We start from the raw sequence: 22,807 nt of genomic DNA, 5'->3' as shown, positions 1-22,807 counted from the left end.
CTGTGGAGACGGTGTAAGACCTCAACGGGAGTCTTCCCGGACGGGGCGGTCGTCGGTGAAGCAGGAATCCCAGCGGGCGACCGCTGGAATCCCCCACTTTTAGGCGGGGGAGGAAGTCAAGCGGCGAAAAGGGGGATGAGCGTCCAGGACTACGTGGTCCGGACGCTCGTTCGCGACGACTTCGACGAGCGGTTCCAGTCCGCCGTCGAGGAGACGGAGAAGTTCTACGGGGTGACCTGAGCGGGTCCTACGTCAGACCCAGCGCCGGCATCAGGTAGAAGAACGCGAACACCGCGGACACCACGTACATCGCGGCCGGGATCTCCCTGCCGCGGCCGGCCGCCAGGCGCAGCACCACGAAGGTGATGAAGCCCATGCCGATGCCGTTGGTGATCGAGTAGGTGAACGGCATCATCACCATCGTCACGAAGGCCGGGATCGCGATGGTGGGGTCGGCCCAGTCGATCTCCCTGACCGAGCCGGACAGGATCAGGAAGCCGACCGCGAGCAGGGCCGGGGTGGCGGCCTGGGAGGGGACCATCGTGGCGATGGGCGTGAGGAAGAGCGCCACGGTGAAGAGACCGCCGGTGACGACGTTCGCGAAGCCGGTCCGTGCCCCCTCGCCGACGCCGGCCGTGGACTCCACGAACGCGGTGGTGGCGGAGGAGGAGCTCGCGCCGCCGGCGGCGACGGCGAGGCCGTCGACGAACAGGACCTTGTTGATGCCGGGCATCTGGCCCTGGGCGTCGGTCAGCTTGGCCTCGTCACTGACGCCCATGATCGTGCCCATCGCGTCGAAGAAGCACGACAGCAGCACCGTGAAGACGAAGAGGACGCCGGTCAGCACGCCGACCTTCGCGAAGCCGCCGAAGAGGCTGACCTCGCCGATCAGGCCGAAGTCGGGGGTCGCGACGGGGTTCCCGGGCCACTTGGGCGTGGTCAGACCCCAGGAGGGAACATCCGCGACCGCGTTGATGATCACCGCCAGGACGGTCATCGTGACGATCGAGATGAGGATCGCGCCCGAGACCTTGCGGACGATGAGGGCCAGGGTCAGCAGCGCGCCGAGGACGAAGACGAGCACCGGCCAGCCGTTGAGGTGACCGTCGCCGCCGAGCTGCAGGGGGACGGTGGTCTGGGCGGCGTCCGGGATGCGGGAGACGAAGCCGGAGTCGACGAGTCCGATCAGCATGATGAACAGGCCGATGCCGATGGAGATGGCCTTGCGGAGGCCGTAGGGCACGGCGTTCATCACGCGCTCGCGCAGGCCGGTGGCGACGAGGACCATCACGACGAAGCCGGCCAGGACGACCATGCCCATGGCGTCCGGCCAGGACATCCGGGGGGCGAGCTGAAGCGCGACGACCGAGTTCACACCGAGGCCGGCGGCGAGCGCGATCGGGACGTTGCCGACGACGCCCATGAGCAGGGTGGTGAACGCCGCGGACACCGCCGTCGCCGTGACGAGCCGGCCGTTGTCGAGCTGGTGCCCGTACATGTCCTTCGCGCTGCCGAGGATGATCGGGTTCAGCACGATGATGTAGGCCATCGCGAAGAAGGTGGCGAACCCGCCACGGATCTCGCGGGACAGCGTGCTGCCCCGCTCGGAGATCCGGAAGTGGCGGTCGAGGGCGCCGTAGGCGGGCGTACTGCCCGGCGGCTGGGGCGCGGGGACCTTGGCGGGGGCCGAGGTGGGCATGCGTGACCTTCGGTGTTCCGTACGAAGAGAAGCGTCCGGCAAGCAGCCGGACAAAAACAGATTCAGTATGAACATATGACCCGGTCGGCGCCATCTCCGCGCGTAGACCTGATCGCCTCGTAAGCTGTCCCCATGCAGAAGTGGACCCCCGAGCACGAGGCGCCGGAGCCCCTGGAGGGCCCCATCGTCCCCACCGTCATTGGCGGCACGATCCTCTGGTTCGTCCTCTTCCTGGTACAGCTCCCCTTCTACGGCTGGTTCGACGACCACGGCCACACGTGGTGGGTGTGGACCTGCCTCGCCGGGGCCGGCCTGGGCCTGATCGGCATCTGGTACGTCCGCAACCGCGAAGCGGCGATCAAACGGGCAGCCGAGCCCAAGTAACCAACCGGGGCCTCCGCCCCCATGCCCACCCACCACCCGTCTCGGTCGGCCGAATGCTCAGCACCCCCTCAGCCCGTCCGGCGCTCGAGGACGATGCCCTGCCGGGCCGAAGCGGGGCCCGGGGCACAGCCCTAACCTCTCAGCCCGTCCGGCGCTTGAGGACAAGGCCCAACGGGCCGAAGCGCCGCCGGCCCGCATCTCCCAGCCCGTCCGGCGCTTGAGGACAAGGCCCAACGGGCCGAAGCGCCGCCGGCCCGCATCTCTCAGCCCGTCCGGCGCTTGAGGACAAGGCCCTTCGGGCCGAAGCGGGGTCTGGGGCGCAGCCCCAGCGGGGTGCAGGGGCGGAGCCCCTGGCGGGGTCGAAGGGGCAGCGCCCCTGGGGATGGGACGGGTAAGGGCGGCGGGGGCGAGGAAGCGCTCGGCGTCGACCGCCGGGTGGGGCTGGTGCCGAGTGGCCACCGTCCCGTAGTACCACGGCACCACTCACCCCCCTCCCCCTCATCCCCAAGTCGGATCTTCCGCCCACTCACCGGGTGAAGCCGTAAATCCGCACGTACCGTCGAATGCATGACGCACATCGACGCGAGCGCCGAACTGGGCCCGGCGCGGCCGACGACGGTCACGGCCACGGTGACCGGACTGACCGCCGCCGAGGTCGCCGAGCGGGTCGCACGCGGCCAGGTCAACGACGTGCCGGTGCGCAGCAGCCGGTCCACCGTCGAGATCGTCCGTGCGAACGTCTTCACCCGGTTCAACGCGATCATCGGCGTGCTGTGGGTGATCATGATGTTCGTCGCGCCGTTCCAGGACAGCCTGTTCGGCTACGTGATCCTCGCGAACACGGGCATCGGCATCATCCAGGAGTGGCGGGCGAAGAAGACCCTGGACTCGCTGGCCGTGATCGGGGAGGCCCGGCCGACCGTGCGGCGGGACGGGATCGCCTCCCAGGTCGCCACCAGCGACATCGTGCTGGACGATCTGATGGAGATAGGGCCCGGCGACAAGGCCGTGGTCGACGGGGTGTGCGTCGAGTCCGACGGGCTGGAGATCGACGAGTCGCTGCTCACGGGGGAAGCGGATCCGGTCGTGAAACGCCCCGGGGACCAGGTCATGTCCGGGAGTTTCGTGGTCGCGGGCGGAGGCGCCTTCCAGGCGACCAAGGTCGGCCGCGAGGCCTACGCCGCCCAGCTCGCCGAGGAGGCCTCCCGGTTCACGCTGGTCCACTCCGAGCTGCGCTCCGGCATCTCCACGATCCTCAAGTACGTGACGTGGATGATGGTCCCGACCGCGATCGGCCTGATCGTCAGCCAGCTGTTCGTCAAGGACAACGACCTCAAGGACTCCATCGCCCGGACCGTCGGCGGCATCGTCCCGATGGTCCCGGAGGGGCTGGTCCTGCTCACCTCCGTCGCCTTCGCGATCGGCGTCATCCGGCTCGGCCGGAAACAGTGCCTGGTTCAGGAGCTCCCCGCCATCGAAGGGCTCGCCCGCGTCGACGTGGTCTGCCTCGACAAGACGGGCACCCTCACCGAGGGCGGCATGGACGTCACCGAGCTCCGGCCGCTCCAGGGGGCCGAGGAGCCGTACGTACGGAAGGTGCTCGGCGCCCTCGGCGAGTCGGACCCGCGGCCGAACGCCTCCCTCAAGGCGATCATCGACGCCTACCCGGACGGCGTGGACTGGCGCTGCACCGAGTCCCTGCCCTTCTCCTCCGCCCGCAAGTACAGCGGCGCCTCCTTCAGCGAGGGCGACGGCGAGATCAGCACGTGGCTCCTCGGCGCCCCCGACGTCCTCCTCGCACCCGACGACCCGGCCCTGACCGACACCGAGCGGCTCAACGAGCAGGGGCTGCGGGTGCTGCTGCTCGCGCGGGCCGTCCGTGACCTGGACGATCCCGAGGTCGGCCGGGGCGCCCGGCCCACCGCCCTGGTCGTCCTGGAGCAGCGGCTGCGGCCGGACGCGGCCGACACCCTGCGCTACTTCGACGAGCAGGACGTCCGGGCCAAGGTCATCTCCGGGGACAACGCGGTGTCGGTGGGCGCGGTGGCCTCGAAACTGGGACTCACCGGAACCACCATCGACGCCCGTCGGCTCCCCGCCGACCAGGAAGGGATGGCCACGGCCCTGGACGAGGGCACGGTGTTCGGGCGGGTCACCCCGCAGCAGAAGCGGGACATGGTGGGCGCCCTGCAGTCGCACGGGCACACGGTCGCGATGACCGGCGACGGCGTGAACGACGTGCTCGCCCTGAAGGACGCCGACATCGGCGTGGCGATGGGCTCGGGCTCGGAGGCGACCCGGGCGGTCGCGCAGATCGTGCTGCTCAACAACAGCTTCGCGACGCTGCCCTCGGTGGTCGCGGAGGGCCGGCGCGTCATCGGCAACATCACGAGGGTCGCGACGCTCTTCCTCGTGAAGACGGTCTACTCCGTCCTGCTGGCGATCCTGGTGGTGTGCTGGCAGGTCGAGTACCCGTTCCTGCCCCGGCACCTGACCCTGCTGTCGACCCTCACCATCGGCGTCCCGGCCTTCTTCCTCGCCCTCGCGCCCAACAAGGAACGGGCGAAACCCAACTTCGTACGGCGAGTGATGCGGTACTCGATCCCCAGCGGCGTGGTGGCCGCCACGGCGACCTTCACGACGTATCTGCTCGCCCGCCACCACTACACGGGCAGTGGCGCGCTGGACGCGGAGACCAGTGCCGCGACGCTGACGCTGTTCCTGGTCTCGATGTGGGTGCTGGCGATCGTCGCCCGCCCCTACACCTGGTGGCGCATCGGGCTGGTGGCCACGATGGGTGCCGGGTTCCTGCTGGTCCTGATCGTGCCGTGGCTGCAGGAGTTCTTCGCGCTGAAGCTGGTCGGCGTGACGATGCCGTGGATCGCGGTCGGCATCGCGGCGGTGGCGGCGGTCGCCCTGGAGGTGCTGTGGAGGGTGGTCGACCGCCGCGTCCCGGCCTAGGGCCTGGGGGAGTTACTTCACGTCGACGTAGTCACCGACGGCGCTGACCGCCGGCGTCGTCGTGGTGCCGGCGAAGCTGAAGCGCCAGTAGCCGTCGTAGCCGGCGGTGGCGGTGGCCTTCAGGTTGCCGTAGGAGTCCGAGTACACCGTCTTGACGGTGGTGTACGTGGTGGTGCCCGCCTTGCGGAACTGGAGCTTGACGGGCTGGTTGGTGTAGCCGTGGTAGTGGCCGTCCTCCCAGTTGGCGCGGGACAGCTTGCCCGTGGAGGTGATGGTCTTGCCCTTGTAGACTGGCTCGGGGCCGGCGTTGACCGTCAGCTTGGAGTAGCGCTGGACCTTGGTGGTGCCGAGGCTGCCCTGGTCGGTTTCGCCCTGGTCGCTGTAGGTGAGGGCCAGCGCGCCGGCCGTCCAGGTGCCGGCGTCGGCGTTGAGCAGTTCGCCCTCGGCCGGGTAGATGTTGATGTCGCCCTTGCAGCTGGCGACGGTCGACGAGGTCGCGGTGCAGGTCGCCGGGTAGTCGCCCAGCAGCACGTTGCTCGGGGAGTCGTACGAGCCCTTGTAGATGACGGGGCCGGTGGCGAAGTCGTCGGAGGTGATGTCGACGTCCGTGCCGTGGGTCATCGTGTAGGTGACCGAGGTGGTGACCTCGTTGGTGGTGCCGACCTTGATCGCACTGGCGATCTTGAGGTTCGAGAAGGTGACGTCCGGGTCCGCAGCGTCGGCGGCGGTGCTGAACGTCGTGTTGCCGGAGCCGGCGGCGTGCGCCGCGGCGAAGGCCTTCGTGGCGCCCGTACGGTAGGACGACGAGGTGTCGGCGGCCTGTGCGACCGGCGCGACGAGAGCGGACAGAGCCAGGGCGCCGGTGACGGCGGCCACGGTGGCACGAATGCGCATGTGCGTTCCCCAGGGGGAGAAGTGAGCTAGGAGTCTGTTGACTCACGCGATCAGATCCGCGACACATGTACCTGGTTGTACGGTCGAATCCGGATTTTGTGTCCGGGATACCAACTCCTTGCGAAGCGCAGAGAAAAGGCCGGCCCCGGATGGATTCCGGGGCCGGCCGCAACGCGTCGCGTGTTTACTTCACGTCGACGAAGTCACCCGCGGCGCTGACCGCCGGGGTGCTGGCCGTACCCGCGAAGCTGTAGCGGAAGTAGCCGTCGGTGGCCGCCTTCACGGTCGTGCTCAGGTTGCCCGTGGAGTTCGTCGTGATGGTCTTCACCGTGGTGTAGGTGGTGGAGCCCTTCTTGCGGAACTGCAGCTTCACCGGCTGGCCGGAGTAACCCGCGTACTTGTGGGTCTCCCAGTTGGCGCGGGACAGCTTGCCCGTGACGGTGATGGTCTTGCCCTTGACGACCGGCTCCGGCGAGGCGTTGACCGTCAGCTTGGAGAGGCGCTGGAGCCTGGTGGTGCCCAGCCCGTCCTGCTCGACGTAACCGACCTTGCTCCAGTCGGTGTCCTCGGCCTCGGGGTCTTCGCCGTTCAGGGCGATGGCGTAGCCGCCGACCTTCCACGTGGTGGCGAAGGAGTTGATCAGCTCGACGTCCGGGTAGACGTCGATGGTGCCCTTGCAGTTGGCGGTGGTGGTCGAGGTCGCCGTGCAGGTCGGCCACTCGTCGCCGTAGAGGGTGTAGTCGTAGTCCGCGTAGGACGCGCCACGGTAGAGCTCGACGTCCATCAGGAAGTCGGAGGCGTTGAGGTTGACGTCCGCCGCGTGCGTGACCTTGTACGTCACCGGGACGGTCACCTGGGCGGCGACGCCCGCGACGATCGGCTTGCCGTTGTTGATCTTCACGCCGGAGAAGGACAGGTCGAGCGCGTACGGCTCGCCGATGTCGGCGGCGGCGAAGGCGCTCTTGCCGGCAGCCGACTTCGCGGCCTGGACGGTCTTCTGGATGTCGGACTTGCTGGGCGACGCGCTGTCGGCCTGTGCGGCCGGTACTACGAGGGCGGACAGGGCCAGGGCGCCGGTGACGGCGGCCACGGTGGCACGAATGCGCATGTGTTCCCCACGTGGAGAAGGGGCCCCGGCAGTGGTCGTTCCCTACGGCTCGTCGTCGCACGGGGCCCAAGTGATGATGGAGCCTGTTGGCTCACGTGATGAGATCCGCGACGCATGTGAATGGTTGTACGAAGTTTTGGAGATTTTTTGACGGACCTTCAGGAGAAGACCAGAAGACTTCCGGGACACATGGCTACGGGGGCCGTCCGGCAGGACGGCCCCCGTAGCCACGTCATGTCATGTCACGTCATGAGACGTCATCGCATCAGTCGAACCAGCGGTCCCGTGCCAGCTCCCCCGTACGCGACGGATCCTCCATCAACGCCGCCACCTCGAACCGCCGGGGCCACTGCCCCGCCGCCCAGGCGAGGCCCGCGGCGACGCCCTCCAGGGTCGCGGCGTGCAGGGTGCCGTCGTTCGTCAGGCGCCAGTCGATCTCCACGCCGTCGACGAAGAGTTCCTCGTGCTCGACGTACGTGGCAGGGGTCCGCGCCCCCAGCAGCAGCCGCACCGACTCCGGTACGTCGTGTTCGGTGCCCTCGGAGTCGACTCCTCCGGTGACGGACTCGCTCAGCCGGCGCACCTGGAACAGTTCGGCCAGCTCGGCGGCGCGGGCGGGCCGTACGGGCAGCAGCGGGACGCCCTCGGTGAAGGGCAGCAGGTCGGGCGAGTCGACGACCACGGCGTCGGCGGCGTCGACCACCTCGACCCGCCCGTCGACGACGGCGCGCAGCTCGTCCGGCAGGGTCACCTGCTCGGGGTCCAGCTCGGCCAGCGCGCTGTACAGGGCGTGCAGTTGGGCACCGGTGACGTCCCGGTCCGGGTCGGCGAGCCGGTCAAGGAGTTCGGCGGCGCCGCCGGGCTCGTCGAGCAGCGCGGCCACGGACGTCCGTACGCCCAGCGCCCGCAGCACCTGCTCGTCGTCGAACCCGGTCGCGTCGGCCTCGTCGTACAGCCCGCGCAGAAGCGGGTCGCCGCCGGCGGCGAGGAGCCCGGCGGGGCGGCGGCCGTCGAGCACCGGGTGCCCGCGCAACCACCACGCGGTGTAAGGCCGTACGACCTCGTGCGTGCCGTCCGGCAGCAGCATCCGCACCTGCTGGGTGAGCGCGTCACGCAGGGGCGGCTTGGAGAGGAGCGCGAGCGCCTGCGGCCACTTGTCGTCGTCGACCAGGTCCAGGTCGCGTACGGCGACCAGCTCGGTGGCGACGGGCGGTACGGGCGTGTCCGGGAAGCGGTCGAGGATGTCCTCGCACCACACGTCGACGGCGTCGAGCAGACCGACGTCGTCCGGCTCGGCGAAGTCGCTGTCGCGGGGCTCCAGTTCGTCCGGGTCGAGGACCACGTCGGTGGCGCGGACCAGGGCGAAGTTGGCGAGGACGCCACAGGCGGCCAACGGCTGCTCACCCCACCTGTCGGCCAGCTCGGGGTCGATGGAGGCGAGTTCGTCCTCGCGCATGACCTGGTGGAACGGGCTGCCGGGGAGGACGAGTTCGCTCGCCGGGGACAGTTCCCCGTCCTCGTCGGGGAGGGCGAGGGCGCCGAGCCAGGGCTCGTCGCCGGGTTCCAGGTCCGCGTCCCGGACCAGCGCGAGGACGGTGTCGGCCAACTCCTCGGCGTCGGGCGCGTCCTGCTCCCAGTCCAGTCCGCCCTCGTCGTCGAGCGAGGCTGCGACGGCGGCCCGGACCTGCGGGGTCGTGAGCACGGCCCGGGCCGTGGCCGGGAGGGCGCCCAGCTTCTCCAGCAGGGGGTGGGCGGCGTCCGGGTGGGCGACCTTGAGGCCGAGCCGGGCGAGGACCTGGGGGTCGATGCGGGCGGCGTCGGCGGTGGGCAGCAGCACCTGGCGGGGCCCGATCGTGGTGCGTCCGTCGGCGAGCGGCACGGGCAGCCCGGACAGCCGGTCCGGATCGACGCCGGCCAGGCTGTCGTACAGCCGCCGCCACCAGTCGGGCTCCTTCTCCAGTCCGGCCAGCCGGTCGACGGCCTCCGTCAGCGGGACCCGGGCGACCCCCAACGTCCGCAGCTCCACACGCCGTTCGAGCCCGGCGGGCAGGAGGGTGGGCAGCACCTCGGCCAGCACCCGGACGGTGTCGGACCCGGCGCCCTCGACGATCTCGGCGTCACGGGGACGGAGGGACTCGGGCAGGTCCTCGTCCTCTGAGGCATCTGCTGAGGGCTCCACGGCCGGCGGCAGGAAGGAGGTCCGCGGCAGCCGCTCCAGGATCGCCTGGCGCAGCGCCCCGTCCAGCTCGCCCTTGCCCAGCGGGCCGGGCACGAGGTCGATGATGCCGGCGGCCACCGGGCGCCAGTCGGCGAGGAGTCCGGCGTACGCGTCGGCCGCCCGCTGCACGAGGAAGTCGGTCAGCGGACCGGGGGCCGCGTGCCGACGGGTCGTGTCCAGCGGCAGGGACGCGATGAGGAGCGCGGGGACGCCCAGGGGCTCGTCGCTGGGGGTCGGCGCGTGCACGAAGGGGGTGGTGCGGGGCCGGGCGGGCGTGCCGTCCTCGTCGACCGGCACGGCCCAGGTGACCGACCAGTGCGGTCGCAAACGTTCCTCGACGGGCCGGTCGGCGAGCAGATCGGGCGTGAGCGGCCCGTACCCCACGGCGGTACGCCACCGGGTCGTACCGTCCCGCGAGTCCTCTACGACGGTGAAGTCGCCGTCGGTCCGACGCCGCAGCGTCCGCGGGGCGTCCCCCTCGACCTCGATCACGACCTCCTCCAGCCCCGGCAGGGCGAGGAGCAGGGCGTCGTCCACGGCGGCGAGGAGGCGTCCGGCGAGGTCGGCGGCGGCCGGGTCGCGCAGGGGCAGGATGACGGCCGTGTCGTACGGGTCGGGAGCGGTGCCCTCGGCGGCGAACGGCAGCCGCAGCAGGGGCACGTGCCCGTCGCGCCGACGGACCTCGTCCCCCAGCCCCGGACTGTGCCGGGCGACGTCCGCGGCCAGCTCCCGGGCCTCGGCGAGGGACCAGCGGACACCGCCGTGCCGCCCGACGACCGCGGGTTCGTCGGTGACGGAGAGGACGGCCGCGAAACCGACGCCGAAGCGGCCGATTGAGGGGGTGTCGCGCTTGGCGGAGGCGCGGAGGGTGGCCAGGGACTCCACACCCGCCGCGTCGAGGGGGGCACCGGTGTTGGCGGCCACGAGGACACCCTCACGAAGGGTGAGCCGGAGCCGCCCGGGCACCCCTGCCCGGCCGGCCGCGTCGGCGGCGTTCTGCGCGAGCTCCACGACGAGCCGGTCCCTGTACCCACCGAGGACAAGATCCTCCTCGGCGTTTGCGTCCTCGCGGAAGCGAGCGGGACTGGTGGCCCAGGCGTCGAGCACGCCTCGCCTGAGACGGGCGGTCCCGAAGGGGTCAGCACCCTCGGCCGCGGGCCGCACGAACTTACTCACGTTGACTCTCCTCATCGGCGTGACGATGAAGGTACCGCTCGGAGGGCGGGGGTGCGTGGGCCGCCTGGGCGGATCGGTGTCGCGGGCGGGCCGGGCGTCATCCCGGGGCCCGACCTTTGGCCAGAACCGCATTGCGGATGCAACGCGCCGATTGATACAGATGATCGAGTCGGTGGCGTGTGGGAGCAGTGGGGGCGAGTGGCGGGGTGCTCAAGCCGGGAGAAATACCGCAGTTCCGGGGCGACTTGGATCAGTTGGAGATCGACTGCGCGGACCTGAGGAAGGACGCGGGCAACGTCCGTAAGACCGGCGAGGACGTCCACTCCCGATTCCAGGGGCTGTCGGCGTACTACGTCGCGTCGGAGGCGGAGGAGCTCTTCGCCAAGACGAAGCCGGTCGCGGACCGCGCGGACGCGTTCGCCGGCGACCTCGAGACGGTGACCGGCGCCCTCTCGTCGTATGCCACCGAGGTCCGCCCCCTGGCGGCCAAGCTGGAGGAGCTCAAGGCGAGGGCCGGGACGTTCGTGTCGTCGGTCAGGGACGACGACGAGTGGGAGTACGACGAGGACAAGGTCGACGAGCACAACCGGATCCGGGACGAGATCACGGCGACGGTGGCGGCGTTCTGGGCGGCGGAACGCACCTGCCACAACAAGATCACCGCCTTGTGGGGCGGGGCGCAGATGGTCGCCGGGGACGGCTCCGACCGCAAGGACCAGTACGGCTTCTCGGCCCAGGACATGAAGAACGCCAAGGTGCCGTGGGGTGACCCGGTGGAGGAGAAGCACCACTGGTACGAGGTCGGCCACTGGGTGAAGTCGTTCGTGTGGGACGGGTTCATCGTCGACGGCGTCTGGGGCACCGTCAAAGGCCTGGGCACGCTGGTGGGCTTCGGCGGCTGGGACGCGATGGGCCAGGCCTGGAAGGGCCTCGCGCAACTCGGCGCAGGCATCGGCCTCACCATGAACCCGATTTTGGGCACGGCGTTCTGGCTGCTGCCCGAGGACAAGCTCCCGGCCTCGATCCGCGATTCGCGCACGGCGATGAAGGAGACGGGCAAGGCCCTGCTGGCGTGGGACGAGTGGGGCAGGAACCCCGGCCGCGCCGCCGGAGCGGTCACCTTCAACGTGCTGACGACGGTGTTCACGGGCGGTGCGGGTGCCGGGGTGTCGGGCGCGGGCAAGGCGGGCGCGGCGGCGAAGGCGCTGTCGGTGGCGGGCAAGGCGAGTCACTTCGTGGACCCCATGACCTACGTCGCCAAGGCCGCCGGTGCGGGCCTGTCGAAGATCGGCGACATCAGCAAGGGACTGCGGGGCGTGGGCGCGGTCCACGTCCCGCCGCTCCCGGAAGGCGCCTTCACCCTCCCCGAGGGCTCGTTGACCCTCCCGGACGGCACGGTGAGGCTGCCCGAGGGCGCGGCGATCCCGGAGGGCGCGACCCGGCTGCCGGACGGCACCGTCCAACTCCCCCACGACACCCTGGCCCTCCCCCCGGGCACGACGAAACTGCCGAGCGTGGACGGCTCCCCGGCCCAGTACATGGACGGCAACGGCAACCTCCTCGACCAGCACGGCAAGGTGCTCGACGGCGTCGACAACGCGCCGAGGGACGTGGTGGACGGGCCGGCGTCGGGCGCCCCGGCAGCAGGCGCGGACGTGCCCCGAGTCGATTCCCCGGCCAGGGAACCCGCCCTGGTGGGCGCGGGTGCCCGCAGCGCCGACCAGGCGGGCCAGTCGGTGCGGCTTGGCGACAGTGTGGGCGGCGACCTCGGCGATGTGGGCCGGGTGCCCGACAACACAGGGGTACGCGCGGGTGGTGACAACGCCCCGACTGCCCACGCCGGAGGCGACCTCCCCGGCAGCGGAACCGGCAACCACCTCCCCGGAGGCAGCGCGGGCGACCAACTACCTGGCGGAACAGCTCACGAGCCCGAGACGGGCCCGTCTGCCGGCCATGAAACGCCCAGCGGTCGTGGCGGCGCACACAGCAGTGGCGGTGAGGCGCATGAGGCACCCGTCGGCGGCCACGAGCAGCCGTCTTCAGGCGGCCACACTGAGGGGCACACGGCCGGTGGCCACCGAGAGGCGCCCGCCGACGGTGGTTCGAGAAGCCCGGACACCGACGCGTCCAGTGGATCAGGCTCACACGGTGGCGTGGCGAACTGGGAGCGTCCCTCTCATGAGTCGGGGCCGATGGAGCGTGGCGGCGATACCGAGCAGCAGATCCGTGACCAGTTGCGTCGATCGAGTGTGAAGCCGGACGACTTGGAGCGGGTTCTGACTAACCTTTCCAACGACCCGGCGGGCAAAGAGATTGCTGACACGATCGCATCCGGCAGGTTCAAGGGACTCGATAATTACGGTCAGGTCGTATCCAGCCTGAGCCATGCAGACAAGATGTCCGGCGGCATAGAGCAGCTGCGTCTCGGTAACCGGCTGTACGACAGCGGGATCCGCGACATATCCTTCGAGGTCAAGGGGGGCGTGGAGATAAAGTCGGGGGTTACGACGGCCGACGGAACAGATCTCGACGTGATGGCCCGGGATATGGACGGCAAGACTCACGGGTATCAGTTCAAGGAAATCCAGAACCCGAAGAGGGTCGTGAAGAAGATCTTCGAAAACATGAAGCAAATGGAGAATTCCGGCGCCGACTTCAACACGTTCGTGGTCGACACGAAGGGCACATTGGCTGATCATGTGGCCCTCCGCACAGAGCAGCGTCTCGTGGACGTGTACGGCAAGACTGGAATCCAGTTCGTGATTCGCGTCGAGGACGGGGTCCTGACCATCCCGCCCGGCGGTAAATTCATGCCGGAGGGAACACTGTGAAAGCCACCACCCCTGTCGCCCGCTGGACGTGGGGACGCGATCACGACGCCGGCAGCAGCGTGGCCGCCTGCCTGCATGAACTATTCACCGCGTACGCCGTCCTGAGCGAGCACAAACTCATGGTCGGTACACCGCGTGTGTCCGTGTCCGTCCACGAGGCCGGCGCGAAGAACACCTACCTTTTCCAAGGCGAATTCGAGCCAGAGGCAACCTCCCCTCCCGCGGACGCTGCGGCGGAACTGGCCGAGAGGATCGAGGCCTCTATGCGTCCCGGCGAAATCGGGTCAGTGTATGCGGGCGCCAGTAGCGGCGGCGAGGTGGTGATCGGAAACGACACCCATGAGGAGGCGGACCTCTTCCGGCTGGGAGCCTCAACGCTGTTCGATTACATCAGCGTGGATCTGGTGACGCACACTGATGTCTGGTTGCCGTACGACCTCAAGGGATGGCCTCAGCCCGACGTCTGCGCAGCCAACGGTCCGCGCCTCTCCGCGGCCCTGCGCGATCTTTCCGAGGCACTCGACTCGGAGACGGACCCGGACGATCCGACGTACTTCGCGAAGCCGAACGAGACCGGCGCCGAGAACTTCTTCGACGAGAACGCCAACGCGCTGGATGTATGGGGGAGCTTCGAAGTCCCCTATCGATATGGGATGTTCACGCAGACGCCTGGTTTCGGACGGATCGGATACCGACGCACGGTCGAGGGTGACGTCCGGTACGTGCCGGTCAAGGGCGATCGCGATGACGTGCTCGGCTATCTGTGGGTCTCCGACTCCGAACCGGCAGCGAGCTTCGAGCCGCGGGACGTCGGCGACGACACGGCCTACCATGCCGGGTTGATCTGGCTGCAGCGTCTGCGATCCGCGTACGACCGGGGCCTGTCCCCGGCAGCAGCCTTGGTCGAGTTGTCCGCCATGCCGGACGACAAGGGCGCAGGCCAAGTGGACCCGACATCCGAGCCTCGCACCGCTGCACTCACCGCCCTGCGCGACCGCGAGGCTGGCTGACAACCGTGACCCGGGCTTCCCACGTCCTGCATCGACGGCCAGATCTATCCATAAGGGATCCAGATGTCCATCTTGATGCGCGCACCTCAGGAGTGTGCGTCCTGGGAATGGGAGCTGGACGGCTTTGCGCCGCCAGGAATTGACTCGGCACTGATCGTCGCGTCGCGAATGTCGTGCCTGTTGAGGGAGCACAGGTTGCTCGAGCCGAGCGGGCTCGAGTGGAAGTGGCTCGAATTCGGCCGCGGCAGTATCGGCGTGACCACGAAACTCGCCCTAAGGGGCCACCTTGACGCGGTCGATCTTGGGCAGAAGATCCAGGAATGCCGCCCTGCAGGGTTCCCGAATGCCGAAGTCAGTGTCTTGACCGTTGTCGGCCGCGGGCACTGGTTCAACGCTGAGAGCAAGGAGCACGTCGAGCCTGATCTTGTCTCAGTGACCGTGTCTCCAGATGAGCGTCATCTCGCTGCAGAAGTTGCCGTATTCCATGATATTTGGGGATACTGCGACTTCACTGGAACTCCTCACCCAGAGGTTCAGAAGCGGAATGCTCCTCGGCTGGCTGCGGCACTGCAGGCACTCGAGGCGCTTCTCGGTACAGCCGCCCAGCCAGGCGATCCGACCTACTTCGGGCGGGCGGAAGGGTACGGAGTCGAGACACCGGATCTGATCGACGGCCGGGGCCCAGACCTCACCGACATGCTCTGAGGAAATACCGAGGTCAGCCCCCGGACGCGTACATCACGAAGTCCGCCCACGCGGCCGGCGTGACCGCGAGCCGGGGGCCCTCGGTGTGCTTGGAGTCGCGGACGTGGATGGTGTCGGGGGTGGGGGCGATCTCGACGCAGGAGTCGCCCTCATTGCCGTCGCTGTAGCTGCTCTTGAACCACGCCAGGTCAGAGGCGTCGCCGGCGGGGGCCTTGCGGTTCATGTGTCTCCCAGCAGTTGCTCGATGAAGGCCAGCGACTCCCGTGGCGGGAGAGCCTGCGCCCGGATGGTGCCATACCGCAACTCAAGGATGCGGAGCTGCCTCGGGTCGGAGCTCGGCCGACCGTTGAATGCGCCTTCGGCGCGCCCCACCGCCGTGCCGTCCTCGAACTTCAGCAACTCGATCTTGCCGTCCAGACCGGGGTGGACTTCACAGTGCGTCGGCATCACCTGAAGCGTGACGTTGCGCAACCGGCCCACCTCCAACAGGCGTTCGAGCTGCTGTCGCCACACCATTGTGCCTCCGAGGGGCCGCCGTAGCGGTGCCTCCTCCAAGACGAAGCTGAGCGAGGGCGCAGGTCGCCTTTCGAAGATGGACTGCCGGGCCACCCGAGCGGCCACCATCCGCTCGACCTCATCCTCCGAGTACGGAGGCTGCCGCGACTCGAACGCGACCCTCGCGTGTGCCGCCGTCTGCAACAGCCCACTAATGCTGTGGCACACGTACACGCCGAGCTCGACCGCCCTGGCCTCCATCTGGGCCAGGTCCCGCACCTTCTTCGGATACCGGACCCTCTTCACGTCCTCCTTCATCGCGGCGAGCAGCCCACCCGCCCCCAGCACCTCGTCGGCCCTGTCCAGATACTCGCCCCGAGGGATCCGCTTCCCGCCCTCGGTCGGGTAGCCGGGGCCCATTGCTGGGACCCCGGCCCCCTCAGAACCGGGCATGCGGCTTTCACCGCACCACGGCTCAAGCAGGTCACATGGGCCTGCCCGCATCCGCGCCTTCGAGCGCGTGATGCTGCTGGTGGCATTGCGAGTGCAGGAGTTCGAGGTTCTTCAGGTCGTTTCCGCCGCCGTGCTTTCGGTGCACGATGTGGTGCACGTTCAGCGTCCGGCGGACGGCGTCGAACCAGGACACCCAGTCGTGCACGTTGTCCGGTTCGAACTCGGCTCCTTCGACAAGATCGAGGCCGCATCGTGCGCATCGGCCCTTCTGGCGGACGGCAAGAGTCTGGACAAACTTGTTCTCCAGCCTCAGTTTTGTCCGCTTGGCCGCGCGCTCGGCCCAGTAGTCGGCCAGCGCCGGATCGTCCTTGGAATGGGTTCCAAGGACCAGCACGTGCCGGACGATACTGGTCATCGCGGCGGGTTTGATGTGCACCGAACCTTCTCCGAAGATCCAGCGGTTCTCACTCCCGGGAATCCGCTTGTCCCAGTACCGGGCCGCGATCCACTGCTTTCCCTTCCGCCGATGCTGCCTGCTCGCCCAGTTCCACAACTGTCCGAACATGATCCGATCGAGGTCGCTGAAAGCCCTCTTGGAGCTCCAGGGGCGGTAGTACATGGTCCATCCCCGGACGAACGAGTTCATCGCGCGGATCAGCCGACCCGCTGGACTTCCCCGATGCGTCCGGGCGATGTCACGGATACGTTCCCTGGCCTTCATTACCGCGTCCTTGCTCGGTGTCACAAGGGTGTAGCCGTTGGCGTAGGTCCGGATCGTGCACCCGAGGAAGTCGAAGCCATCCGTGAGGTGTCGGACTTTCGTCTTCTCCTCATTGAAAGCCAGACCCCTCGGCGTGAACCATTCCTTGAGCCGCCGATACGCCTCGTGCGCGGCCTGCTCCGTGTGACAGATGACCACGAAGTCGTCCGCATACCGCACAAGTGCCGGGGAATCTTCCTTGACAACGCGGGAACCCCGCTGCTTCTTCCAGGACACCCCGGCTGCCTTCTCCATTCCGTGCAGAGCAATGTTGAGCAGGAGCGGACTGATGACCCCTCCTTGCGGGGTGCCTTCCACCGTCGGCGCGAAGACTCCCCTGTCCATCACTCCGGCCTTCAGCCATCCCTCGATCGCGTCCCTGGCGGGGAAGCTGCCGATGGACCGCATCAGGTGCGCATGGTCGATCCGGTCGAACGCCGCCGACAGGTCGGCGTCCAGCACCCATCTCCGGAGGCTGGCAGGCTTGCCCACCACCTGGAAGATGGCCGCCAGGGCGTCATGACATCCCCGGCCGGGACGGAAGCCGTAGCTTCGCGCCTCGAAACGCGCCTCCCACTCAGGTTCCAGGGCGTTCTTCACCCTGGCCTGGTGGACCCGGTCCCGGATAACCGGGATACCGAGCGGGCGCATCTTCCCCTTCGCCTTTGGAATCTGTACTCGCTTGACCGGGCGGGGCCGGGTGGCCCCGTCCCGCAGGAGATGGCGGGCGAGCCGACCCCGCAACTTCGGGTTCAGCGCCGTTTCCCCGTCCACCCCAGAGGTTTTCCGCCCCCGACTCACCTGTGTGACCCGCCGCACGCTGAGCAGCGTGTTCGCGGCCGACCTCATCATGAGCTTCTGGAGGTTTCGAACCTTCTTCATGTCACCAGCTTGGGCGGCCTTGAAGATCCTCTGTCGCAATCTCGTTACTTCACGGTCGACCCGACCCCAGTCGATCTGATGCCAGGCGTCCGCGTCGTCGACAGCTCCGTTCCAGAAAGGCGCCGACCCATTCTCATGTTCCACACGCCCTCCCTGTCCAACTTGCACTGTCATGAACTCGATTCGTCGTCGGTACTTCAAAGACCCACCCGGTCCGCTTGGGCGTCCTTTCGGACCCGGGCATCAGCCCGGTATCCGCCGAGTTATAGCCGGAGGGTGGAGCCCCTGTATCCGACCTTTCCCCTTGCCTTTCGGCGTGGCGGCATTCGCTTCTCGAACCATCCTTTTCCCGCAGAGGAGTTCAGCCTTCGTTGCCTCCGGCCTACCCAGAGGGACCTCTACGGGGTTTCCCTGTTCCACACACACGAGATACGTCCGGGGTGGATGCCCTCTCTGACCCGGGAGCCGCGGTGACCTACTCCAGATAAGCTAGTAGTGCTTGGTCAGGTCCATTCGCCAGTGGCGTGTCCGTTTGATCGGTTGGGTCGTTGAGCGGGTGTGCTGGGTGGGGAGTTGGCCGCGGTCCGGTGTGATCTGGAGGACTTCGCGGCGGAGATGTTCGAGCCGTTCGCGCGGGCGGATCAGCGCCGGTGGGGCGAGGTGTATCTGCGGGGGCTGTTGCTGGACGGGCGGCGCAAGTCGGTGGAGCCGATGGCCGCCCGGCTGGGTGAGGACGGCAACCGGCAGGCTCTGGCCCACTTCATCACCACCAGCCCGTGGGAGGCGGCGCATGTGCGGGCCCGCCTCGCCTGGCGGATGCAGCAGGTGATCACGCCGACCGCGCTGGTCGTCGATGACACCGGCTTCCTCAAGGACGGGGACGCCTCGGCGTGCGTGGCCCGGCAGTACACCGGAACCGCGGGCAAGGTCACCAACTGCCAGGCAGGGGTGTCGCTGCATCTGGCCTCCGACGCAGCGTCGGCGGCCGTCGACTGGCGCTTGTTCCTGCCCGAGAGCTGGGACCCCGCCTCGCCGAAGGCCGATCCGGCCAAGGTGGCCCGCCGCACGAAGTGCGGCATCCCCGAAGAGGTCGGTCATGTCGAGAAGTGGCAGCTGGCCCTGGACATGATCGACGAGACGAGGTCGTGGGGCATCGAGGTCCCCCTCGTCGTCGCCGACGGAGGCTACGGCGATGCCGCGGTCTTCCGCCTCGGCCTGGAGGAACGCGGCCTTGACTATGTGGTGGGCATCTCCACCACGACCACTGCCCAGCCGGAAGAAGCCAGGCCCCACATCCCGCCCTACGGCGGCCGCGGGCCTCGACCGCAGCCCGTTTACCCCGAGCCGGCCCAGGCCGTGAAGAAGCTGGTCATCGAGGCCGGCAAGCGGGCCGCAAAGCCGGTGCAGTGGCGGGAAGGCTCCCGCCCGGGCAGCGGCCGCAGCGGCCTGAAACGGATGTACTCGCGGTTCGTGGCCCTGCGCATCCGTCCCGCCGGACGCGAGATCCGCAAGAACACCGACGGACCCGAACTGCCCGTGCGCTGGCTACTGGCCGAATGGCCCGTCACCGAGCCCGAACCCGTCCAGTTCTGGCTGTCCAACCTGCCCGCCGAGACCCCGCTGGCCACCCTCGTGCGCACCGCGAAGCTGCGCTGGCGCATCGAGCACGACTACCGCGAGATGAAGCAGGTCCTGGGCCTGGCCCACTTCGAGGGCCGCACCTGGCGAGGCTGGCACCACCACGTCACCCTCGTCTCCGCAGCCCACGCCTTCTGCACCCTCCAACGCATCACCCGGTCCCCAAAAGAGACGGCGCCGGCCTGAGCCTCTACAAGGTCGCCCGCGAACTGCAGCTACTCCTCGCGGTCTGGACCGGCGCCTGCCCCACCTGTCACCGCGACATACCCACAGCGATACCGACCTGACCAAGCCCTACTAGATGTCGTCCGGAGTCGCGCAGGGATTCTCTCCCGATAGCTCCTAGACCGCCTCGACTGATCCCACTGAGGCGGCTGATCTTTACGAGTCCTCATCAAGGGTTCACTTGTGTTCACCCGTCCGGACTTTCCCCGACCCGTACCGATCCAGTGGTCGTCTCGGCCTTCGGTCTGCTGGCCAGGCTCCGCACCAAGGAATTACTTCCTCCGCACGCTGGCTGGGGAATCGACCAGTTGGTCACAGGTCGAAAGCGTCGATATCTCCGTCCCAACGCTTGCTCGGTTGTGCGGCTTTCAGGTCGCACATCTTGTAGACCATGTCCTCGCCGTATCCGACAGCCTCCCCGAACTGCACGGCCCGCATCCCCACCGCCTCGCGTCGCAGCTTCAGCTGTCGGCCGACGGTCGCGACGACCGCCACGCCCCAGTCATCGTCCGGGTCCATCTCCCACCCCGGCTCGTCCGCCTCACTCTTGAGCCGCCGCACTTCGCCGTCCACGGACATTGCGCACCTCTCCGTCGTGCCGCCACACCTCAACGGCCCCTACCCGTACGGCCGTTCCGGACAGCCCGGACACCACCGGACAACGTCCGGACAGTCACCGTACGCAACGGAGTCGTCACTGTTCACGGTAGGCGCGGGCGGCCACTCTGAGTGACGTGATCCACGAAACCGCCGCCCCCGTCCGCAACTTCAGCGTGCAGCTGTCCCCCACGCCCCGCGGCGCCCGCCTCGCCCGTCTGCTCGCCACCGAGCAACTGCGCTCGTGGCAGCTCCCCCTGGACCCGGCACGCCACCTCGTCGCCGAACTCGCCGCCAACGCCGCCACCCACAGCCGCGTCCCCGGCCGGGATTTCCAAGTCACCCTCTACGTCGTCGCCGACACCCTCCGCATCGAGGTCACCGACACCTGCGGCGACCGCCTGCCCAGCCTCCAAGTCCCCGACCCCGACGCGGAGTCAGGCCGAGGGCTCGTCCTCGTCGAGGCGCTCGCCGACCGCTGGGGCGTCGCCCGGGGGCCGCACCCGCGCAAGACCGTCTGGGCGGAACTGAATCTCCGGCACTCAGAAACGCGGGCTTCGGTGACAGGGGCGCCTTCCCCAAAGAACCACGGTGAAAGCACCTCCACCAAGCCCCACCCCACCCTCCCGCCGCGCCGCACGCCGCCTCACCCGGGCGAGTGAACATCGCCAACTCGGCTGGATTTCCGGCTGGTTGCCTGCCCTACTCTCAGCTCAACACAACCGCAGACATGCGACGGCCCTCGCCGGGACGGCAATCCCAGTGCGAGGGCCTGACCACCAAGGAAGACAGGACCTCTTCCCGATGGATACGCACGACATTAGCGTGCCCCCGCACGCCCAGTCCCGGCCCGCGGGCAAAAACCACCCCCACCGGCACGCCCACCCCGGGGGCGGCCTGGACCACGACCACACCCGCCACACCACCCGCTTCACGGTGATCGGCAACCACCTCGCCCAGCACCCCGAGCTCTCGCTCCTCGCGATCGGGCTCGGCGCGCACATCCAGTCGCTGCCCAAGGGCGCCCGCGTCGACATCAAGACCCTCGCCGCCCGCTTCCCCGAGGGCGCGACCCGCATCGCCGCCGCCCTGCGGGAGCTGGAGGCCCACGGCTACCTGCGCCGCACCCGCGTACGCGTCCCCGGCGGCCGCATCATCACCCGGACCGTCTCCTGCAACCAGCCCGGACGGCACCGCGACGCCGACCACGAGCCCGTCGTACGCCCCGCACACCCCGCCCCGAGGAAACGGGCACCCCGAAAGCCGCTACCCCCCGTGCCGCACCCGGCGCATCCCGCCCCCGCCCTCCTCCAGAGGGCCACGGACCTCCTCGCCGGCCTCCGCCGCCACGACCCCGGCCTGCTCCTGTCCACCTGCGACACGGCCCACCTGGCCCCCGGCGTCGCCGCCTGGCTGGAACGCGACGTCAGCCCCACCGCCGTACGTCACGCCCTGACCGCGGATCTCCCACCCGAGGGCCTACGACGCCCCGCCGCCCTCCTGGCCCACCGCCTCACCGCCCAACTGCCGCCCCCACCCCCGTTCCGCGCACCCACGCCGCCACCGGCCACCCGGCACCCACTCCAGACCTGCGACGCCTGCGACCGCGCCTTCCGCTCCCCCGCACCCGGCCACTGCCGCGACTGCCGGGCCCCGTCGCCCGCCCCCGTCTGAGGATCCACAGGCCCGCCCCAGCACAAGGAACCGCATGGTCAACTCGTCCCACGAGGCGATGCACCGCATCTTCCAGGAGTACCCCGGCCTGTTCACCGGCGTCTCCAAGGCCCTCGGGCTGCCGTTCATCCAGCCCACGTCCGTCACGGTTCTGCCGACCGACCTCACCGAGATCCAGCCCGTCGAACGCCGCGTCGACACACTCCTGCGGTTCGACGGCGAGGAGCCGGTCCTGCTGGCCGTCGAAGCGCAGAGCGCGAAGGACCCGAACAAGCCCGCCAGCTGGGCCTACTACCTGTCCTTCCTGCACACCGAGTACAAGACCCCGCCCCTGCTGCTGGTCGTCTGCCAGGACCGGGCCACAGCCGAGTGGGCCGCCCAGCCCGTATCCATCGGCCCCCGGTGGTGGGCTGCCCTCACGCTCCACCCGCTGGTGGCCGGTCCGCACAACATGCCCGTGATCAACGATCCGGACGAGGCCCGTGCCGACCTGGCACTGGCCACACTGTCCGCCATCACCCACGCGAAGGAACCGGCCGTCGATGGGATACTGAAGGCCCTCTCCACCGCTCTGCAGGACGTGCCCGAAGCCGTCGCCGACCCCATCATCGAATTCACCGCACAGGGCCTCGGCGTCAATCGCCGGGCCGGAGAACTCTGGAGGAACCTGGTGGCCGTGGACCTTTCCTTCTACAAGTCCTACATCTCGGAAGAGATCCGTGACGAGGGCCGTGCCCAGGCGAGAGTAGAAGACATCCTGCGACTGCTGGACCGCCGTGGCGTCGAGGTCTCGGACGCGGACCGCGAGCGCGTCACGTCGTGCGACGACCTTGACGTCCTCGACCTCTGGTTCGACCGCGCCATCACCGCCACCTCGGCGGAACAGGTCCTCTCGGAGACCGCGGACCGACCCACGGGTGATTGACTTGCACCTTGCCCTGAAGGGCGAGGATTCTGGCCTTCTCGATCGTTGCTGTGCCGCTACGCGGCACAGGGTGCGGCCGAGGATCCGTGGCTTCCTGTTTCTTCGCGCTGTGCCGGGATTGCTCCAGGTCTTACCGGCGCTCCGCAGGCCGATACCGCCAGTCCGGCGGCCG

The 22,807-nt window shown here is 68.9% G+C and carries 17 protein-coding genes and 1 pseudogene; 10 read left to right on the top strand and 8 right to left on the bottom strand.

Annotated elements, in window-relative coordinates:
* Positions 1-66: 66 nt before the first annotated feature.
* Complete coding sequence (locus tag ACZ5XS_RS44290) at positions 67-240, top strand: ribbon-helix-helix protein, CopG family (RefSeq protein ID WP_468661297.1); 174 nt, start codon at positions 67-69, stop codon at positions 238-240.
* Between the two features lie 7 nt (positions 241-247).
* Here the strand turns inward: ACZ5XS_RS44290 and ACZ5XS_RS44285 are convergent, their stop codons facing one another.
* Positions 248-1,699 carry an NCS2 family permease gene (locus ACZ5XS_RS44285; protein WP_468661293.1) on the bottom strand — a complete coding sequence of 484 codons (1,452 nt, stop codon included), beginning with the start codon at positions 1,697-1,699 and terminating at the stop codon, positions 248-250.
* Between the two features lie 132 nt (positions 1,700-1,831).
* On the opposite strand from ACZ5XS_RS44285, the gene ACZ5XS_RS44280 reads away from it, so the two are divergent.
* Positions 1,832-2,083: a DUF2530 domain-containing protein gene (locus ACZ5XS_RS44280; protein ID WP_468661291.1), complete on the top strand. Its 252-nt coding sequence runs from the start codon at positions 1,832-1,834 to the stop codon at positions 2,081-2,083.
* A gap of 567 nt (positions 2,084-2,650) precedes the next feature.
* Positions 2,651-5,044, top strand: a complete 2,394-nt coding sequence (locus ACZ5XS_RS44275) for an HAD-IC family P-type ATPase (RefSeq protein ID WP_468661289.1) — start codon at positions 2,651-2,653, stop codon at positions 5,042-5,044.
* A 12-nt stretch (positions 5,045-5,056) separates the two neighbouring features.
* Here ACZ5XS_RS44275 and ACZ5XS_RS44270 read toward each other — a convergent pair whose 3' ends face one another.
* The 3 genes from ACZ5XS_RS44270 to ACZ5XS_RS44260 all read right to left on the bottom strand — a co-directional run bounded on the left by ACZ5XS_RS44270 (position 5,057) and on the right by ACZ5XS_RS44260 (position 10,440).
* Positions 5,057-5,938, bottom strand: coding sequence for a hypothetical protein (locus ACZ5XS_RS44270; RefSeq protein ID WP_468661287.1), 882 nt, complete (start codon positions 5,936-5,938; stop codon positions 5,057-5,059).
* Between the two features lie 184 nt (positions 5,939-6,122).
* The gene (locus ACZ5XS_RS44265; protein ID WP_468661285.1) at positions 6,123-7,046 is read right to left on the bottom strand and encodes a hypothetical protein; all 924 of its coding nucleotides are present in this window, start codon (positions 7,044-7,046) and stop codon (positions 6,123-6,125) included.
* Between the two features lie 265 nt (positions 7,047-7,311).
* Positions 7,312-10,440, bottom strand: a complete 3,129-nt coding sequence (locus ACZ5XS_RS44260; protein ID WP_468661283.1) for a sacsin N-terminal ATP-binding-like domain-containing protein — start codon at positions 10,438-10,440, stop codon at positions 7,312-7,314.
* 206 nt (positions 10,441-10,646) lie between these two features.
* Between ACZ5XS_RS44260 and ACZ5XS_RS44255 the strand changes: the two genes are divergently transcribed.
* The 3 genes from ACZ5XS_RS44255 to ACZ5XS_RS44245 all read left to right on the top strand — a co-directional run bounded on the left by ACZ5XS_RS44255 (position 10,647) and on the right by ACZ5XS_RS44245 (position 14,986).
* The gene (locus ACZ5XS_RS44255) at positions 10,647-13,271 is read left to right on the top strand and encodes a hypothetical protein (protein ID WP_468661295.1); all 2,625 of its coding nucleotides are present in this window, start codon (positions 10,647-10,649) and stop codon (positions 13,269-13,271) included.
* Complete coding sequence (locus tag ACZ5XS_RS44250) at positions 13,268-14,281, top strand: hypothetical protein (protein WP_468661281.1); 1,014 nt, start codon at positions 13,268-13,270, stop codon at positions 14,279-14,281. Before ACZ5XS_RS44255 ends, ACZ5XS_RS44250 begins: the two co-directional genes overlap by 4 nt.
* Before the next feature lie 63 nt (positions 14,282-14,344).
* Entirely contained in the window at positions 14,345-14,986 is a 642-nt protein-coding gene (locus ACZ5XS_RS44245) for a hypothetical protein (protein WP_468661279.1), read from the top strand.
* A gap of 13 nt (positions 14,987-14,999) precedes the next feature.
* Here ACZ5XS_RS44245 and ACZ5XS_RS44240 read toward each other — a convergent pair whose 3' ends face one another.
* The 3 genes from ACZ5XS_RS44240 to ltrA all read right to left on the bottom strand — a co-directional run bounded on the left by ACZ5XS_RS44240 (position 15,000) and on the right by ltrA (position 17,720).
* On the bottom strand, positions 15,000-15,209 hold the full coding sequence (locus tag ACZ5XS_RS44240) for a DUF397 domain-containing protein (RefSeq protein WP_468661277.1): 210 nt from the start codon (positions 15,207-15,209) through the stop codon (positions 15,000-15,002).
* Positions 15,206-15,901, bottom strand: a complete 696-nt coding sequence (locus ACZ5XS_RS44235) for a DUF5753 domain-containing protein (RefSeq protein WP_468661275.1) — start codon at positions 15,899-15,901, stop codon at positions 15,206-15,208. Before ACZ5XS_RS44235 ends, ACZ5XS_RS44240 begins: the two co-directional genes overlap by 4 nt.
* 64 nt (positions 15,902-15,965) lie before the next feature.
* Positions 15,966-17,720 (bottom strand): group II intron reverse transcriptase/maturase, encoded by a 1,755-nt coding sequence (gene ltrA, locus ACZ5XS_RS44230; RefSeq protein WP_468661273.1) that lies wholly within the window; start codon positions 17,718-17,720, stop codon positions 15,966-15,968.
* Between the two features lie 414 nt (positions 17,721-18,134).
* Between ltrA and ACZ5XS_RS44225 the strand changes: the two genes are divergently transcribed.
* Entirely contained in the window at positions 18,135-19,400 is a 1,266-nt protein-coding gene (locus ACZ5XS_RS44225) for an IS701 family transposase (protein ID WP_456340103.1), read from the top strand.
* Between the two features lie 417 nt (positions 19,401-19,817).
* Here ACZ5XS_RS44225 and ACZ5XS_RS44220 read toward each other — a convergent pair.
* Positions 19,818-20,018 (bottom strand): annotated as a pseudogene (locus ACZ5XS_RS44220) (transcriptional regulator); the annotation flags it as partial.
* Between the two features lie 155 nt (positions 20,019-20,173).
* On the opposite strand from ACZ5XS_RS44220, the gene ACZ5XS_RS44215 reads away from it, so the two are divergent.
* The 3 genes from ACZ5XS_RS44215 (at position 20,174) to ACZ5XS_RS44205 (ending at position 22,635) form a co-directional block, all read left to right on the top strand.
* Positions 20,174-20,698 carry an ATP-binding protein gene (locus tag ACZ5XS_RS44215; RefSeq protein ID WP_468661271.1) on the top strand — a complete coding sequence of 175 codons (525 nt, stop codon included), beginning with the start codon at positions 20,174-20,176 and terminating at the stop codon, positions 20,696-20,698.
* 142 nt (positions 20,699-20,840) lie between these two features.
* Positions 20,841-21,710: a helix-turn-helix domain-containing protein gene (locus tag ACZ5XS_RS44210; RefSeq protein WP_468661269.1), complete on the top strand. Its 870-nt coding sequence runs from the start codon at positions 20,841-20,843 to the stop codon at positions 21,708-21,710.
* 34 nt (positions 21,711-21,744) lie between these two features.
* A complete protein-coding gene (locus tag ACZ5XS_RS44205; protein ID WP_468661267.1) occupies positions 21,745-22,635 on the top strand; it encodes an RpnC/YadD family protein in 891 nt (296 codons plus the stop codon).
* Positions 22,636-22,807 lie beyond the last annotated feature (172 nt).

It is taken from the genome of Streptomyces sp. NPDC033131 (assembly GCF_055578365.1).
The sequence above is the reverse complement of the archived record's forward strand: the minus strand, read 5'-3'. Positions and strand labels throughout refer to the sequence as shown.

Bases quoted from the DNA above. Each gene is read 5' to 3' on its own strand.
- ACZ5XS_RS44285 (WP_468661293.1), bottom strand. From the start codon at position 1,699: ATGCCCACCTCGGCCCCCGCCAAGGTCCCCGCGCCCCAGCCGCCGGGC.
- ACZ5XS_RS44280 (WP_468661291.1), top strand. From the start codon at position 1,832: ATGCAGAAGTGGACCCCCGAGCACGAGGCGCCGGAGCCCCTGGAGGGC.
- ACZ5XS_RS44275 (WP_468661289.1), top strand. From the start codon at position 2,651: ATGACGCACATCGACGCGAGCGCCGAACTGGGCCCGGCGCGGCCGACG.
- ACZ5XS_RS44270 (WP_468661287.1), bottom strand. From the start codon at position 5,938: ATGCGCATTCGTGCCACCGTGGCCGCCGTCACCGGCGCCCTGGCTCTG.
- ACZ5XS_RS44265 (WP_468661285.1), bottom strand. From the start codon at position 7,046: ATGCGCATTCGTGCCACCGTGGCCGCCGTCACCGGCGCCCTGGCCCTG.
- ACZ5XS_RS44245 (WP_468661279.1), top strand. From the start codon at position 14,345: ATGTCCATCTTGATGCGCGCACCTCAGGAGTGTGCGTCCTGGGAATGG.
- ACZ5XS_RS44240 (WP_468661277.1), bottom strand. From the start codon at position 15,209: ATGAACCGCAAGGCCCCCGCCGGCGACGCCTCTGACCTGGCGTGGTTC.
- ACZ5XS_RS44235 (WP_468661275.1), bottom strand. From the start codon at position 15,901: ATGGGCCCCGGCTACCCGACCGAGGGCGGGAAGCGGATCCCTCGGGGC.
- ACZ5XS_RS44210 (WP_468661269.1), top strand. From the start codon at position 20,841: ATGGATACGCACGACATTAGCGTGCCCCCGCACGCCCAGTCCCGGCCC.
- ACZ5XS_RS44205 (WP_468661267.1), top strand. From the start codon at position 21,745: ATGGTCAACTCGTCCCACGAGGCGATGCACCGCATCTTCCAGGAGTAC.